Annotated in this window: 12 protein-coding genes; 1 reads left to right on the top strand and 11 read right to left on the bottom strand. The window is 71.8% G+C overall.

Going from position 1 to position 14,541, the window contains the following annotated elements:
* Positions 1-108: 108 nt before the first annotated feature.
* The 10 genes from H490_RS17475 to H490_RS17430 all read right to left on the bottom strand — a co-directional run bounded on the left by H490_RS17475 (position 109) and on the right by H490_RS17430 (position 11,307).
* Complete coding sequence (locus H490_RS17475; RefSeq protein ID WP_017882681.1) at positions 109-1,707, bottom strand: APC family permease; 1,599 nt, start codon at positions 1,705-1,707, stop codon at positions 109-111.
* 131 nt (positions 1,708-1,838) lie between these two features.
* A complete protein-coding gene (locus H490_RS17470; protein WP_017882680.1) occupies positions 1,839-2,315 on the bottom strand; it encodes a hypothetical protein in 477 nt (158 codons plus the stop codon).
* The gene (gene dapB, locus H490_RS17465) at positions 2,312-3,058 is read right to left on the bottom strand and encodes a 4-hydroxy-tetrahydrodipicolinate reductase (RefSeq protein WP_031289506.1); all 747 of its coding nucleotides are present in this window, start codon (positions 3,056-3,058) and stop codon (positions 2,312-2,314) included. Before dapB ends, H490_RS17470 begins: the two co-directional genes overlap by 4 nt.
* 9 nt (positions 3,059-3,067) lie before the next feature.
* Positions 3,068-4,465, bottom strand: a complete 1,398-nt coding sequence (locus tag H490_RS17460; protein WP_017882678.1) for a M16 family metallopeptidase — start codon at positions 4,463-4,465, stop codon at positions 3,068-3,070.
* An 89-nt stretch (positions 4,466-4,554) separates the two neighbouring features.
* Entirely contained in the window at positions 4,555-6,807 is a 2,253-nt protein-coding gene (locus tag H490_RS17455) for a polyribonucleotide nucleotidyltransferase (RefSeq protein WP_017882677.1), read from the bottom strand.
* A gap of 423 nt (positions 6,808-7,230) precedes the next feature.
* Entirely contained in the window at positions 7,231-7,710 is a 480-nt protein-coding gene (locus H490_RS17450) for an SRPBCC domain-containing protein (RefSeq protein ID WP_017882676.1), read from the bottom strand.
* A gap of 445 nt (positions 7,711-8,155) precedes the next feature.
* A complete protein-coding gene (serA, locus tag H490_RS17445; RefSeq protein WP_017882675.1) occupies positions 8,156-9,748 on the bottom strand; it encodes a phosphoglycerate dehydrogenase in 1,593 nt (530 codons plus the stop codon).
* A 269-nt stretch (positions 9,749-10,017) separates the two neighbouring features.
* The gene (locus H490_RS17440) at positions 10,018-10,338 is read right to left on the bottom strand and encodes a hypothetical protein (protein WP_017882674.1); all 321 of its coding nucleotides are present in this window, start codon (positions 10,336-10,338) and stop codon (positions 10,018-10,020) included.
* Positions 10,338-10,847: a hypothetical protein gene (locus H490_RS17435; protein ID WP_017882673.1), complete on the bottom strand. Its 510-nt coding sequence runs from the start codon at positions 10,845-10,847 to the stop codon at positions 10,338-10,340. The genes H490_RS17440 and H490_RS17435 overlap by 1 nt, the downstream gene beginning before the upstream one ends.
* 214 nt (positions 10,848-11,061) lie before the next feature.
* Positions 11,062-11,307 carry a hypothetical protein gene (locus tag H490_RS17430; RefSeq protein ID WP_017882672.1) on the bottom strand — a complete coding sequence of 82 codons (246 nt, stop codon included), beginning with the start codon at positions 11,305-11,307 and terminating at the stop codon, positions 11,062-11,064.
* A gap of 327 nt (positions 11,308-11,634) precedes the next feature.
* Between H490_RS17430 and H490_RS17425 the strand changes: the two genes are divergently transcribed.
* Entirely contained in the window at positions 11,635-14,391 is a 2,757-nt protein-coding gene (locus tag H490_RS17425) for an ATP-dependent RNA helicase (RefSeq protein WP_017882671.1), read from the top strand.
* On the opposite strand, the gene H490_RS31435 is transcribed toward H490_RS17425, so the two are convergent.
* Positions 14,388-14,541: integrase core domain-containing protein (locus tag H490_RS31435; RefSeq protein WP_152424150.1), on the bottom strand; the 154-nt coding region annotated here is incomplete at its 5' end. The genes H490_RS17425 and H490_RS31435 overlap by 4 nt on opposite strands.

Below are 14,541 nucleotides of genomic sequence, written 5' to 3'. Positions count from 1 at the left end.
GAGTGGGAGTCTGCGAAACCGCCGGGTACCCCTCCGATGACGAGCGGGCGGACCGGCGCTCAGCCGATCCGCCCGCTCGTCGTCCGAGGCCCGGTGCTGACCGCGGCGCTAGCCGTCGAGACCGTCGTCGAAGAGCTGCAGCGCCGACGTGTCGTTGCTCGCATCGGCCTTCGCGAGCACGCGACCCTTGAAGAACTCGGGCGAGACGCGCGCCTGCAGCAGCATGAGCACGACGCCGAGGCCGAGCACCACCACGCCGATGATGCCGACGAGACCGATGCCGCCGATGTTGCTGCCCGATCCGAAGCCCGGGTCCATGCTGTCGATCGTGGTCTGCACGAACACGATCAGCAGCAGCACGCCGCCGATGCCCGGCAGCACGATCTTCGAGATCACGGAGCCCGCGCCCTCCTTGACCGCGGTCTTGCGGAAGTACCAGGGGCTCGCGAGCGCGGTGATGCCGTAGTAGAAGCAGACCATCATGCCGAGCGCCGTGATGGTGTCCCACAGCACGTCCTCGCTGATGAAGCGCATCACCGCGTAGAACGCGGAGGCCACGATCGACGACCAGAGCAGAGCCACGTAGGGCGACTTGTACTTGGGGTGGATGCGCTTGATCGAGGCGGGCAGGGCGCGGTAGTGCGACATGGCGAGCAGCGTGCGCGCGGGCGAGATGGCGGTCGAGTTGATCGACGCCATGGCGCTGACGAGGATCGCGAGCGAGAGCAGGATCGCGACGGGTCCCATCACCGGGTGGGCGAGCGCCGCGAACACGTTCTCGGCGATGTCGGGATTGCCGAGACCGGTGGGGCCGTCGCCGAGACCGGCGTAGGCCACGGTCGCGGCGGCGGTGCCGACGTAGAGCACCACGAGGATCACGACGAGGATCATCGCGGCCTTGCTCTCGGTCGAGAGACGACCCTTCGAGGGCTTGGTCTCCTCGCCCATGGTGAGCACCGTGTCCCAGCCCCAGTACACGAAGATCGAGACCGCGATGCCCGCGGCGAAGGCGCTGAAGCCGTCGACCTCGAGCGGGTTGAACCACGACAGCTCGGGCAGGCTGCCCTCGGTGTTGGCCGGATCGGCGGCGCCGACGAACATCGCGATGATGAACCAGACGAGCACGATCATCTGGAACGCGACCGTGATGTACTGGAACACCTTGGTCGAGGTCATGCCCCGGTAGGAGATGAAGGTCGCGATGGCCATGAAGCCGAGGCAGACGAGGATGTTGATGAAGCGGTTGCCCGCGATCTCGGCGATCGAGGGGTCGCCGACGAGGATGCTGATCGATTGGAAGAGGAACTCGACCGCGATGCCCGCGAGGTTCGAGAGCACGAGCACGGTCGCGGCGATGAGGCCCCAGCCCGCCATCCAGCCGATCCACGGGCCGAAGGCGCGGGTCGCCCAGGTGAACGACGTTCCCGAGTCGGGCATCGCCGAGTTGAGGGCGCGGTAGCCGAGCGCGACGAGCAGCATCGGGATGAAGCCCATGAGGAAGATGGCGGGGGTCTGGTAGCCGACCTCGCTCGCCGCCGGGCCGACCGCCGAGGTCAGCGTGTAGGCCGGGGCGCAGGTCGAGAGTCCGATGACGAGGGCGCCGAGCACCCCAACGGTCCCCGAAGGAAGCCCCTTCTTGCTGATCCCCGTCACCGAGTCCAGGGTTCGCGTCGCCGGGTCGGCGGCCGTGAGGTCGTACTTGGCCATATCTTCTTCACCGTTGCTTTCCCACGCACCGGAGCGTGTTCGCGCATTCGGCGGCAGGATGATCGCGGGGTCATCCGGGCCCCGTCCTGCTGCCGTCCGCCGACGATTGTAGGCCCGAACTTCGGATTTCCCTAACTCTGGGCCGATGCCCCACGAATTTCGTCGCGTTCGAGCGAGATCGCTTGTCGGATCGCCCCTCTTGCGCGCCGTCGGTCACCGCAGGCGTCGTACACGATGCCGAGCCGCATCCAGGCCTGCCACGACTCGGGATCGGCCTCGGCCTCGGCGCGGTAGCGCGGGAACGCGGCGTCGGCGTCCTCCCGCACGGGCCGACCGGAGGGGTGCGTGGCGACGGGCTCCTCGGGCATGCGGCCCTCGGCCGCGAGCCGATCGGCGAGCCGGGTCGCGCTGCGGCCGAACTGCAGCTCGCGCACCAGCGCCCAAACGCCGAGCAGCGGCAGGATCAGCATCGCCGCCCCCATGATCACCGGGATCGGCTCGCGCGAGGCGAGCAGCGCGACCGCGCGGATGCCGGCGAACACGAAGTAGAGCACGAGCAGCGCGCTCATGATCGCGACGCCGAGGACCGACCTCGCGCGCGCGCTCACGCGCCGTCTCCGGGCACGGCGATCCCGAGCACCCGGTCGAGCCCCACCGTGAGCCCGCGAGCGGCGTCCGCGGCCTCGAGCGCGGCGCGGATGCCGACCCGGTAGGCCTCGTTCGAGTGGGTGTCGTGCGTGACGGTGAGCACCTCGCCGGGGCCGCCGAAGCGCACCTCCTGCTTCGCCACCACACCCGCGAGCCGCAGACTGTGCACCGGGATGCCGGCGACGAGCTGGCCGCGCGCGGGCTGCTCAGCGAACGGCGCCTCGACCTCGCGGCCGTCCCGGGCCTCAGCCATCAGCTCCGCCGTGCGCACCGCCGTGCCCGAGGGCGAATCGACCTTCTTCGGGTGGTGCGCCTCGACCACCTCGATCGCGTCGAAGTAGGGGGCCGCGATGCGCGCGAGCGTCGTACCGAGCACCGAGCCGAGCGAGAAGTTGGGCACCACGATCGCCCCCGAACCGGGCAGGCCGGCGAGGCGATCCTCGAGCTCGGCGAGGCGATCCGCCGACCAGCCGCTCGTGCCCACGATCACGCGCTGGCCGCGCTCGAGCGCGCGAGCCACGATGGCCGGTGAGGCGTCGGGGTGGCTGACGTCGACGAGGATCCGCGCCTCAGCGCCCTCCTCGGGGCCGGAGCCGCTGTCGAGCCGTGCGACCAGCTCGAAATCGGGGTGCTCCTCGACCACCTGGCATACGAGGGACCCCAGACGACCGGTGGCCCCCGCCACCGCAACGCTCACAGACATGGTTCTAGGCTACTCGCTCGCGGCGAGCGTCGACCGGGCGGTGTCGCCCACCGCCACGATGGTGAGCGGGCGCGCCGCGAGCTCCGCCGCGATGGCCCGGATCTCGTCGCCCGTGACCGCGGTGAAGCGCTCCAGCGAAGCGTCGAGGTCGTAGAGCTCGCCGCTGCCGAGCTCCGCGCGGGCGAGACGTCCCATCCGGGTGTCGCTGTCCTCGAGCGCGAGCGCCGACGACCCCGCGATCTGCCCGAGCGCCCGATCGCGCTCCTCCTCGGTGATGCCGCTCTCGGCCATGCGCTGCAGCTCGAGCCGGCTGAGCTCGACCACCTCGGCCGCCTTCTCGGGCGCGCACCCGGCGTACATGCCGAAGAGCCCCGCGTCGCTGTAGCTGGCGCCGAACGAGTAGGCCGTGTACGCGAGGCCGCGCTTCTCGCGGATCTCCTGGAAGAGCCGGCTCGACATGCCGCCGCCGAGCACCGAGTTCATCACCCCGAACGCGAAGCGGCGCGGGTCGTTCGCGCGCAGCCCCTCGGTGCCGATCAGCAGATTGATCTGCTCGCTCGGGCGGGCCGTGATGTGCACGCTGGGCTCCCCGCCGCCCGCGACGCCCGCGCCCGGGCCCGCCGAAGGCGACGGGGTCGCCGGCTCCACCGGTGCCCGGCGCACGGGCGCCGCCGAGCGGTCGGTGTGCCAGCGCTCCTCGGGAGAAAGGTTCAGCGCCTCGAGCACGCGCTCGACCAGCCGATCGTGGTCCACGGCGCCCGCGGCGGTGATCACGAGTGTGCTCGGGTCGTACCGGTGCCGGTAGTGCAGGTCGACGTCGTCGCGCCGCGCCGCGCGGATCGTCTCCGGGAGGCCGCCGATGGGCCGGCCCAGGGGGTGCTCCCCCATCACGGCCTCGAAGAAGCGTTCATTGGCGACGTCCGCGAGGTCATCGGCGGCCATGGCGAGCTCCTCGAGGATCACTCCCCGCTCCATCTCGAACTCGTCGGCGTCGAGCACCGAGTTGGTCACCATGTCGGCGAGCACCGTCACCGCCCCGTCGAGGTCGGCGTCGCGCACCTTCGCGTAGTAGCAGGTGTACTCCTTGGCGGTGAGCGCGTTGTGCTCGGCGCCGATGCGGTCGAAGCTCGTGGCGATCGAGTAGGCGTCGCGCGTGGGCGTGCCCTTGAACAGCAGGTGCTCGAGGAAGTGCGTGGATCCGAGACTTCCCGGTGCGTCGTCGCGCTCGGCCTGCTCGTCGCGCGATCCGACCCCCACCCAGAACCCGATCGAGGCGCTGCGGGTGCTCGGCATGCGCTCGGTGAGCACGCGCAGACCGCTCGGGTGCACGGTGCGGCGCACGACGCCCCCGGCGAGATCTGTCTCGAGCTCTGGCTGATCGAGCGGCAGCAGGATGGGTTCGCGCATCCCACAACCCTATCGCCGCGCAGATGCGGAAGCGCCCGCCGCCCCCTGGGAGGGTGCGACGGGCGCTTCTCGAGGCGGATCGGCCGGAGTTACTCGGCTGCGGCCTCGGCCGCGGGGGCCTCCTCGGCCTGCTCCTCGAGCACGGGCTCGAGCGACAGCTTGCCGCGGTCGTCGACCTTCGTGATCTTCACGAGGATCTTCTGACCGATCGAGAGCACGTCGTCCACGCTCTCGACACGCTTGCCGCCGGCGAGCTTGCGCACCTCGCTGATGTGCAGCAGGCCGTCCTTGCCGGGCAGCAGCGACACGAACGCGCCGAACGCGGCGTTCTTCACGACGGTGCCCAGGTACTGCTCGCCCACCTCGGGGTTCTGCGGGTTGGCGATCGCGTTGACCTGCGCGCGGGCGGCCTCGGCCGAGGGGCCGTCGACCGCGCCGATGTACACGGTGCCGTCGTCGTCGATCGAGATGTCGGCGCCGGTCTGATCCTGGATGCCGTTGATCGTCTTGCCCTTGGGGCCGATGAGCTCGCCGATCTTGTCGACGGGGATCTGCACCGAGATGACGCGAGGCGCGGTGGGCGCCATCTCGTCGGGGGTGTCGATCGCCTGCGAGATCACGTCGAGGATCGTGGTGCGCGCCTCCTTCGCCTGCGACAGCGCACCGGCGAGCACGTCGCTCGGGATGCCGTCGAGCTTGGTGTCGAGCTGCAGCGCGGTCACGAACTCCGAGGTGCCGGCCACCTTGAAGTCCATGTCGCCCAGCGCGTCCTCGGCGCCCAGGATGTCGGTGAGGGTCGCGTAGCGGGTCTCGCCGTCAACCTCGTCGGAGACGAGGCCCATCGCGATGCCCGCGACGGGGGCGCGCAGCGGCACGCCCGCGTTGAGCAGCGACAGCGTCGAGGCGCAGACGGAGCCCATCGAGGTCGAGCCGTTCGAGCCGAGCGCCTCGCTGACCTGGCGGATCGCGTAGGGGAACTCCTCGCGGCTCGGCAGCACCGGCACGAGCGCGCGCTCGGCCAGGAAGCCGTGGCCGATCTCGCGGCGCTTCGGGCTGCCCACGCGACCGGTCTCGCCGGTCGAGTAGGGCGGGAAGTTGTAGTGGTGCATGTAGCGCTTGCTGGTGGTGGGCGACAGCGAGTCGATCTGCTGCTCCATCTTCAGCATGTTCAGCGTGGAGACGCCCAGGATCTGGGTCTCGCCGCGCTGGAAGATCGCCGAGCCGTGCACGCGCGGGATCACCTGCACCTCGGCGTCGAGCGCGCGGATGTCGCGCAGGCCGCGGCCGTCGATGCGGGCGCCCTCGGAGAGGATGCGGCCGCGCACGATCTTCTTGGTGACCGCCTTGTAGGCGGCCGAGACCTGGCCCTCGACCTCGGCGGGCAGCTCGCCGGCCTCGATCTTGGCCGCGACGGCCTCCTTGACGCGGCTCTTCAGCGCGTCGTCGGCGTCCTGGCGCTCCTGCTTGTCGGCGACCTGGTAGATGCCGGCCAGCTCGCTCTCGGCGAGCGCCTCGACGGCGGCGTAGAGCTCATCGGTGTAGGGCAGGAACACGGGGTACTCCTGCACCTCCTTCGCCGACTGGGCGGCGAGCTGCTCCTGCGCCTTCACCAGCTGGGTGAGGAAGGGCTTGGCGGCCTCGAGACCCTGGGCAACGACGGCCTCGTCGGGCTTCGTGGCGCCGGCCTGGATCAGGTTCCAGGATCCCTCGGTGGCCTCGGCCTCGACCATCATGATGGCGACGTCCTCGCTGCCATCGGCCTTCGTGACGACGCGGCCGGCGACCATGAGGTCGAACACGGCCTCCTTCAGCTGCTCCTCGTTGGGGAACGCGACCCACTGGTCGCCGATGAGCGCGAGGCGCACACCCGCGATCGGGCCCGAGAAGGGCAGGCCCGAGATCTGGGTCGACGCCGAGGCGGCGTTGATCGCGAGCGCGTCGTAGAACTCGCCCGGCGCGATCGACAGCACGGTGACGACGATCTGCACCTCGTTGCGGAGGCCGTCGACGAACGACGGGCGCAGCGGGCGGTCGATGAGGCGGCAGACGAGGATCGCCTCGGTCGAGGGGCGGCCCTCGCGGCGGAAGAACGAGCCGGGGATCTTGCCCGCGGCGTACGAGCGCTCTTCGACGTCGACGGTCAGCGGGAAGAAGTCGAAGTGATCCTTCGGGTGCTTCGACGCGCTGGTGGCCGAGAGGAGCATGGTCTCCTCGTCGAGGTATGCGGCGACGGCGCCCTGCGCCTGCTGCGCGAGGCGGCCGGCCTCGAAACGGATGGTGCGCTTGCCGAACTTGCCGTTGTCGAGCACGGCCTCGGCGAACTTGATCTCAGGACCCTCCACGGGTTCTCCATTCACTTGCGAGAGCACGCGGCGGCAGCTCGAGACGCTGCGAGCGACAGCTGCACAGGCCCGGGTGCTGATGTTCAGTAGAAGATCACCCTCGTCGCGCGGAGAGGGATCCACCACCGAAGACCAGCCCGCCGACCGACGTGCTCGGTTCTTCATTGATGGTGGGCGTGTGCCCACCCCACCAGAGTATCACCGGGGCTTCGAAAAGGCTCGGGATCGCCCGTGCGCTCTCCGAACGCGCGCGTTTCGGGGAGACCGGCGGCTTCGGCTCGGCCTGTGGCTTCGGCTCGGTCGGCGGCTTCGGCTCGGTCGGCGGCTTCGGCTCGCCCAGTGGCTTCAGCGCCGATGGAGCCGCCGCGGTCGCTGCGATGGCCGGCTCCGAGGCGTCACGCGCACACGGATGCCGATCGCCGCCTACCGGTAGAAGCCGTCGCGCAGGTTGATCCCGTGCTCGAGCCAGGCCTTCATCGCGGCGAGCATGCCCGTCCAGCCCATGCAGTTGCCGAAGGCCCCCACCGCGCCGCCCGGTGTCGGGTGCCACGCCCGCTCCGTGATCCGCACCTCCGTGCGCGCTCCCCCGTCGACCGCGCGGAACACGAACTCCACCTCGGTGCCGCGCGGGTCGAGCGTGGCCGACGCGTCGCCGGCCCACCGCAGCAGGATGCGCGCGGACGGTGCGGCGTCGAGGATCTCGACCGGGAACGCGCCGGGGAAGTCGGCGAAGTCCCACTGCACCGTCGCGCCGGGCTCGATGCGGCCGACCGCACCCCCGGTGGTGAAGTAGCGGCTCAGGATCGCGGGATCCGCCACCGCCTCGTACACCTCGGCGGGCGGTCGGGAGATGAAGCCGAACACCGTGAAATCGAGTTCGGCGAGGCCGTCGTCCGTGCTCATGCCCCGACTCTACGCCGATCCCCGGGGCGCGTCACCCGGTTTCTCGACGCGGTCCTTCGCCGGCCCAGCCCAGCTCCGCCGGGCCTCGCCGGCCCACCTCGGCCGACCCGCCCGCACCCCGCCCTGCCCCACCCCGCCCCGCCCTCCAAGCGCACCGATCGACGCCCAGACACCGAAACAGGCCGAATCGAGGTGCTTGAACCTCGATCGGTGCGGTTGGGTGCGGGCGGGACAGACGCGCATCGGCAACCCCACGCCCAGCCCAGCCCAGCCCAGCTCAGAGCACGCTGGAGCCGACGAACATCCACCATCTGCAATGCGGACGTGCCGCACAACGCGGAGGCCCCTGTCTCTGCTCCGTGGGAGCAGGGACAGGGGCCTCCGCTTCGCAGGCACCGGCTGCCGGGCCGGCGCCGACTTCGAATCGCCGACCTCGGATCGCCGGCTACTGCGCGTCGACGCTGATCGTGCTGAGCGTCTCGGCGCCGATCGCGCCGCGCAGCGCGCCGATGAGCGATTCGTCGACGGGGGCGTCGACCGAGAGCACCGACAGCGCGGTGCCCTTCTTCTCGTCGCGCGCGATCTGCAGGCCGGCGATGTTCACTCCCGCCTCGCCGAGGATGCCGCCGTAGGTCGCCACGATGCCGGGACGGTCGACGTAGCTGAACACGATGAGGTGGTCGGAGAGCGGCAGCTCGAGGTCGTAGCCGTTGATGCCGACGATCTTCTCGATCTGCTTCGGGCCGGTGAGCGTGCCCGAGACCGACATCTGCGTGCCGTCGGTCAGGGAGCCGCGGATCGTGATCACGTTGCGGTAGCTCTCCGAGTCGGAGTCGACCGTGAAGCGCACCTCGACGTCGCGCTGCTCGGCGAGCAGCGGCGCGTTGACGTACGAGACGGGCTCGCTCACGATCTTCGAGAAGATGCCCTTGAGGGCCGCGAGGCGCAGGGCGTCGACCTTGTGCTCGGAGAGCTCGCCGTGCACCTCGATGTCGAGCGACGCGATCGCGCTGCCCGCGAGGCCGGCGAAGACCTGGCCGAGCTTCTCGGTGAGGGGCAGGCCGGGGCGCACGTACTCGTCGATGACTCCGCCGGCGACGTTGACCGCGTCGGGCACGAGGTCGCCCGCGAGGGCGAGGCGCACCGACTTCGCGACCGAGACGCCGGCCTTCTCCTGGGCCTCCTCGGTCGAGGCGCCGAGGTGCGGCGTGACGTTCACGTTCGGCAGGCCGGTGAGCGAGGTGTCGGCCGGGGGCTCCTGCATGAAGACGTCGAGCGCCGCGCCGGCGATCTCGCCGCCCGCGAGCGCCTCGGCGAGGGCGGCCTCGTCGATGAGGCCGCCGCGGGCGACGTTCACCACGTAGGCGGTCTTCTTCATGGCGCGCAACTGCTCGGCGCCGATCATGCCGAGCGTCTCGGGGGTGCGGGGCATGTGGATGGTCAGGAAGTCGACTCGCTCGACCAACTCGTCGAGTGTGACGAGCTGCACGCCGAGCTGCTGGGCGCGGGCCGCCGTCACGTAGGGGTCGTAGGCGACGAGCTCGACGCCGAAGCCGCGCAGGCGCTCGGCGACGAGGGCGCCGATGCGGCCGAGGCCGACGATGCCGATGGTCTTCTCGTAGAGCTCGGTGCCGGTGAACGACGACCGCTTCCACTCGCCCGCCGAGAGCGAACCGTGCGCGCGAGGCAGGTGGCGTGCGAGGCCGAGGATGTGGGCGACCGTGAGCTCCGCCGCGCTGATGATGTTGGAGGTGGGGGCGTTGACCACCATGACGCCGGCCTGCGTGGCCGCCTTGATGTCGACGTTGTCGAGGCCGACGCCCGCGCGGGCGATGACCTTGAGCTTGGGGGCCCAGCCGAGGGCCTCCGCATCGATCTGCGTGGCCGAGCGCACGAGCACCGCGTCGGCGGTGGCGAGGGCGGATCGCAGCGCGTCGCGGTCGGTGCCGTCGACGTGCACCACCTCGAAGTCGGGGCCGAGCGCGGCGATGGTGGCGGGAGACAGTTGTTCGGCGATCAGCACGACCGGCGCAGACATCAAGCGGATCCTTCGGGTCAGCGGCAGGAGATTTCCGGCCCGACACGCGGAACCGGGTCTCCATCCTATCCTGCTGCGCAAGGAGCGCCCGCGGACGTTCTTCCTCCGGCGTCATCTCGCGTCATCCTGCACTCGGCGAGGGCACTCGGCGCGGCCACTCGGCGAGGGCGCCGGGCCCTGCCGCGCGCGGATCCCGCTCACCGCCGCGCCGAAGCCATCGCGAGCACCGCAGTCGGCGCCCCACATCCGCCCCCGGGGCGCGGCCCGCTCTACCCGAAGAAGCTCGACTGCGGCACGAGGTGCAGCACCTCGAGCTGCACGGCCGCCACGAGGCACAGCCCCGCCGCGACCACGAGCAGCCGCGGCCCCGCCGTGCGGCCACGTCCGATCAGCAGGGCGAGCGCGAGTATGAGCACCGGCAGGGCGACGCCGAAGGCGAGCCAGAACCAGCCCGCACCCGTGATGCCGAGGCCCATCGACGACGCCATCTGCGGCAGCAGCACGACGTTGCCGATCGCCGCGATGACCGTGTAGGCGTAGAGAGCGACGAGCAGCGCGCCGGCCGTCCACGCGATGATGCGCCGGGCCATCAGGCTCCTCCTCCGCTGAAGATGGGCAGGGGCAGCAGCACGACGGCGCCGATCACGATCCAGAGAGCGAGCCGCCGCATCCCCGCTCGGCGGCACAGCACGAGGGCCGAGAAGAACCACAGGATCGGCGCGAGCGGCGCTGCCCAGAAGACCACCTGCTGCAGCACGGCGCCGAGCGAGCCGCTCGATTCGGCCACTAACGCGTTCTGCCCGGCGTAGAACTGCGCCCAGCTGAGCCAGATCCACGCGTAGAGCAGGTAGAGGCCTCCGAACACGCCGAGCAGCACGAGCGCGGCGTTCGACAGCTGCTCGGTCGGGGCGGGGAGCCCGCGCTGGCCCGCCGAATCCCCGGCGGGGTCGGTCAGATCAACCGGATCGGCCGGTCCGTCCGCGATCTCCGCGGGCCGGTCGGCGGGGTCGGGATCGGACGTCGTCTCGACGGGGTCGGCGTGCACCGTCCACCCGCTCGCGATGGAGCTCGCGCGCTCCTCGCCCTCTGCTTTCGCCATGGGTTCCACCCTAGCGACGCGAGTCTCGGAGCATGCCGAAAGCCGTTCGCCGAATCGGGGGCCGGGGTTTCTCAGCGGCGCGGGAAGCGCGAGGCGATCACGGCGGCGCCGACCACCGCGGCGCCCGCGCACCAGGCCGGGGCGAACCACGGCTGCGGTCCCGGATCCCCGCCCAGCAGCAGCTCCCGGCCGATACTGGGGCCACCGCGCCCCGTCAGGCCTGGGCCGGCTCGTCGCCCTCCACGAGTTGCACGGCCAGGTCGGCGACCTCGGAATCGGGGAGTTCGATGCCTGCCCGATCGAGGCGGGACCGGATCATCTGCTCGACTTGCTCGCGCGATGCCGCGGCGCCCGCGGTGTCCCTGACCTCGACCATGATGGTGGCCACGGTCTCGACGGTCTCGGAGCCCTGGGACTCGACCCGCTCCGTCTGCTCGCCCTGCGGGGTGTCGGTGCTCATAGAGACCTCCTCGTGCTGCTCGTTAACTGGCGATCGATCGAACTGGGGCTGACGCTACCATCGGGCGACCGGGTTTCGCGCGCCCTTGACACGCCGGCGCCGACTGTCGCACGGCGCCCCGGCGGGCGCCGGTCGCGTTCTCCCTTAACCCGTCTGAACCCCGCCGCAACAGCGCGAGTGGTCGAAAGGTGCGCGGGTTCTCGCGACACGGCGCGCTTTTCGACCACTCGCGAGCGCTCTGGGCCCCGCCGCCGGCCAACACCCCTCCCCGCGCGCCCGGACAGGCCCGACCCGAGCCCGCGCGTCCACCGCCTCTAGGCTGGACGCATGCACCGCTTCGACCTCGACCGCATCGGTGCAGGGCTGCCCGTCGCCGCGGCGCGCGACGAGATCGAGCGGGCCGCGCTCAGCGGGGCGTGCGTCATCACAGCCCCGCCAGGCACCGGCAAGACCACCTTCGTGCCGCCGCTCGTCGCGAATCTCGCAGCGCAGCGGGGTGGGGGCAGGGTGCTGCTCACGCAGCCGCGTCGCGTCGCGGTGCGCGCGGCGGCGAGGCGCATCGCCGAACTCGACGGTGCCGACGGCGGCGAACCGCGCGATGCGAACGGCGTGAACGACACGCGCGACACGAACGGCACCCGCGCCGGGGTCGGTGGACCGGTCGGTTTCACCGTGCGCGGTGAGCGCCGCGTGGGCCCGGATACGAGGCTCGAGGTGCTGACGCCCGGGGTGCTGCTGCGGCGCCTCGTCGCCGACCCTGAGCTCGACGGCGTCGACGCGGTGATCCTCGACGAGGTGCACGAGCGCTCCGTCGACGGCGACCTGCTGTTGGGCCTGCTCGCCGAGGTGCGCGCGCTGAGAGACGACCTCGTGCTGGTCGCCATGTCGGCGACGCTCGACGCGGCCGGTATCGCGGCGCTGCTCGGCGACGGCGCGCGAGATCCCGCGCCGATCGTCGAGGTGCCCTCTCCGCTCCATCCTCTGCGCGTCGGCTACGCGCCCTTCGACGGGGCTCGGCTCGACGAGCGCGGGGTCACGCGGGCGTATCTCGCCCACCTCGCGGATGTCGCCGCGACCGCCCGGGCCGACGAGGGCTGCGACGCGCTCGTGTTCGTGCCGGGCGCACGCGAGGTCGACGAGGTGGTGCGCCTGCTGCGCGACGGCGCGGGATCCGGGGCAAGAACCAGAGCAGGCGTGGCCGGCTCGTTCGGTCGAGCGGGCGACGGACCGGGATCGCGGGGACCCGGTGCGGATCGGGGGGCGCCGCGGGATCGGCAGTCGCCTCCGCGAATCGACGTGCTGCCGCTGCACGGCAGGATCCCCGCCCGCGAGCAGGATCGCGCGGTGCGCGGCCGAGGGAGCGGCGATCCGCCCCGCATCGTGGTGAGCACCTCGCTCGCCGAGAGCTCGCTGACGGTGCCCGGGGTGCGGCTGGTCATCGATTCCGGGCTGTCGCGGGAGGTGCGCCGCGATCGCGGGCGCGACATGACGGGGCTCGTGACGGTGAGCGCTTCGCGCGCGAGCGCGGAGCAACGGGCGGGGCGCGCAGCCAGGCAGGGTCCGGGCCGCGCCGTGCGCGTCTATTCGCCGACCGACTTCGCGCGCATGCCCGCGACCGCGGCGCCCGAGATCGCCTCCGCCGACCTCACTGATGCGGCGCTGCTGCTCGCGGCCTGGGGCACGCCCGGCGGGGCGGGTCTCGCGCTGCCCACGCCGCCGCCGGCGGTCTCGATGGAGGTCGCGGTCGAGGTGCTGCGTTCGCTCGAGCTGGTGGACGGGTCGGGGCGCATCACGTCGCTCGGCGAGCGGGTCGCACGGCTCCCCGTCGGGGCTCGCGAGGCGCGGGCGCTGCTGGCAGGCGCGCAGCAGCTCGGCGACGTCGAGCTGGTGGGCGGGATCGTGGCCGCGATCTCCGACGATCATCGGGAGTCCGGCGCCGACCTCGCGAGCCTGCTGCGCGAGCTGCATTCAGGGCGCGCCCCGGGCGCGGACCGCTGGCGCCGCGAGGCTCGCAGGCTCGCGGGGATCGCCCGCGCTGAGATGGCCGGGGCGGCTACCGGAGCGGCGACCCACCGCGCCGCCGCCTCCGCTCCGGGTGCCGTCGTGGCCCTCTCGAGGCCCGAGTGGATCGCCCGCCGCACCGGCGAGCACTCCCGCAGCTACCTGTTCGCGAGCGGCACGCGCGCGGCCCTGCCCGAGGGCAGCGGCCTCATCGGCAGCGAGTGGATCGCGGTGCGCGAGGTGCAGCGCGCCTCCGGCCGCTCAGCAGACGGCACCGGCGCGGTGATCCGCCTCGCCGCCCACCTCGACGTCGACGACGCGCTCCTGCTCGGGGGCCCGCTCCTCACGAGCGACCGGGCGGCGCGCGTCGAGGCCGGCCGGGTACGGGTGCGGGAGGAGCGCAGGATCGGCGCGATCCTGCTCTCCTCGGCGCCCGTCGCGGCGACGCCTGAGGACGTCGGCCCCGCCCTCGCCGCGCATCTGCGCGAGCGCGGGCTCTCGGCGCTCGACTGGTCGGAGAGGGCGAACTCCCTGCGATCCCGCCTCGCGCTGCTGCACCGGGAGTTCGGCGAACCGTGGCCCGCGATGGACGACGAGTCGCTGACGGAGCGCCTCGATGTGTGGCTCGGGCCCGATCTCGCCCGGCTGCGGCCGGATGGGTCGCTGCGCGGCATCGATACGGCCGCAGCGCTGCGGCGCCTGCTGCCGTGGCCGGAGGCGGCGCGGTTCGACGAGCTCGCGCCGGAGCGGCTGACGGTGCCGTCGGGATCGAGCGCGCGCATCGACTACCCCGATGCGACGGCGGATCCGACGGCTGCGCCCGTCGTCGCGGTGAAGCTGCAGGAGGTGTTCGGCCTCGCCGAGACTCCGAGGATCGCCCGGGGGCGCGTGCCGATCCTCTTCCACCTGCTCTCCCCCGCCCGCAGGCCGCTCGCCGTCACCGACGACCTGTCGTCGTTCTGGAACGGGCCGTACCAGCAGGTGCGCCGCGAGATGCGCGGCCGATACCCGAAGCATCCCTGGCCCGAGGACCCCTGGGCGGCCGAGGCCACGGCCCGCACCACGCGCGCGGCGAAGCGCTAGCTGTAGTTCCTCGTGAGGTTGTGAACACGATCTGACGGTGTGAGACCACCGATCCCGGTATGGGGTCGGTGATGATTGTAGTGATGCAGCCAAGCGTCGTATGTTGCGGCCCTGGCTGCATCACTCTCATACATGCCGGCGTACGCCCAC

Source organism: Leucobacter sp. UCD-THU, assembly GCF_000349545.1.
Classification (GTDB): Bacteria; Actinomycetota; Actinomycetes; order Actinomycetales; family Microbacteriaceae; genus Leucobacter; species Leucobacter muris.
This window is presented reverse-complemented; position numbering and strand designations above follow the sequence as displayed.

Excerpts from the sequence above, each read along its gene's own strand:
- H490_RS17475 (WP_017882681.1), bottom strand. The coding sequence starts at position 1,707 with ATGGCCAAGTACGACCTCACGGCCGCCGACCCGGCGACGCGAACCCTG.
- dapB (WP_031289506.1), bottom strand. The coding sequence starts at position 3,058 with ATGTCTGTGAGCGTTGCGGTGGCGGGGGCCACCGGTCGTCTGGGGTCC.
- H490_RS17460 (WP_017882678.1), bottom strand. The coding sequence starts at position 4,465 with ATGCGCGAACCCATCCTGCTGCCGCTCGATCAGCCAGAGCTCGAGACA.
- H490_RS17450 (WP_017882676.1), bottom strand. The coding sequence starts at position 7,710 with ATGAGCACGGACGACGGCCTCGCCGAACTCGATTTCACGGTGTTCGGC.
- serA (WP_017882675.1), bottom strand. The coding sequence starts at position 9,748 with ATGTCTGCGCCGGTCGTGCTGATCGCCGAACAACTGTCTCCCGCCACC.
- H490_RS17440 (WP_017882674.1), bottom strand. The coding sequence starts at position 10,338 with ATGGCCCGGCGCATCATCGCGTGGACGGCCGGCGCGCTGCTCGTCGCT.
- H490_RS17435 (WP_017882673.1), bottom strand. The coding sequence starts at position 10,847 with ATGGCGAAAGCAGAGGGCGAGGAGCGCGCGAGCTCCATCGCGAGCGGG.
- H490_RS17430 (WP_017882672.1), bottom strand. The coding sequence starts at position 11,307 with ATGAGCACCGACACCCCGCAGGGCGAGCAGACGGAGCGGGTCGAGTCC.
- H490_RS17425 (WP_017882671.1), top strand. The coding sequence starts at position 11,635 with ATGCACCGCTTCGACCTCGACCGCATCGGTGCAGGGCTGCCCGTCGCC.